Source organism: Gordonia desulfuricans NBRC 100010 (assembly GCF_001485495.1).
Taxonomy (GTDB): domain Bacteria; phylum Actinomycetota; class Actinomycetes; order Mycobacteriales; family Mycobacteriaceae; genus Gordonia; species Gordonia desulfuricans.
On the sequence record NZ_BCNF01000234.1, the window covers coordinates 1 to 923 of the forward strand.

At 65.5% G+C, this 923-nt stretch carries 1 protein-coding gene; it reads right to left on the bottom strand.

Annotation, left to right across the window (positions count from 1 at the left end; all coding sequences use genetic code 11):
• On the bottom strand, positions 1 to 791 hold a 791-nt coding region (locus tag GD1_RS24030; RefSeq protein ID WP_157079615.1), incomplete at its 3' end, for a DUF222 domain-containing protein.
• Between the last annotated feature and the right edge of the window lie 132 nt (positions 792 to 923).

Genomic DNA, 923 nt, shown 5'->3' on the forward strand with positions numbered 1-923 from the left:
GCGGCTGCTGTTGCGGCGGGGGCGATGACTTCGGTGGCGCGGGCGTCTCCGGCCGGGGAGGATTCGTCGTCGGGGTTGTTGACGCCGGGTTGACCCCAGGCGGCGAACAGGGTTTCCAGGTGGGCCCGTAGGACGGGGTCGATGGTGCCGGTGAGTTTCGACATGCCGTCGATGCCTTGTTTGCCCAGCCAGAGTCCGCGGCGGCGGTGGCGGTCGGGTTTGTCGATCAGGCTGCCGTCGGGGTCGAGTCGGGCCATGAGTTCGGCGGCGAGGTCTTTGACCTGGTCGACGGGGTATTGGGTGGCGAGCTCGGTGATGGTTTGTTCGGCGGCGACTTTCACGTCGTGGGGCAGTGCGACGGGTAGGGCTTTGACGAAGTCGAGGACGACGGTGATGTGGGAGGGTCCGACGTGGCCGGCGGCGAATGCGGCGGCGAGGGTGGGGCATTCGGGGGTGACGGGTTCGCCGGTGATGGTGGGTGGGGTTTGGGTGTTGCGGACTTGACGCATGCGGCGGGTGATGTCGGAGGCGTGTAGTTCGTTGCCGGCGAAGGCGTGCATCGAGGTGTGTCCGTGTTTGCGGGGGATGCCGCGTACGGATAGTTCCATCCATTGTCGGTCGCCGTGGTAGGTGAGGCGCGACAGTGTTTGTTCGGTGGTTTTCGCGACGGTGATGAGGTCGGTGTCGGGGCAGCGGGTGAGGTCGGTGGCGGCGAGGAGGTCGAGGCCTTGGGTGATCAATGCCAATGCGTGTGCGGCGTCGGGTGGCATTGTGGTTGTCGGGTCTGGCATGTGGTCTCACCCCCCCCGGGTTCGAGTGCGTGTCTCTAGTGTACCCGTTTCTTCGAACGGGTGTGCAGGATTTGGTGAAACTGTTTGTGGTGGTGGGTGTTGGGTGGTGGTTGGGTCCCGAGTTCGGCCGGC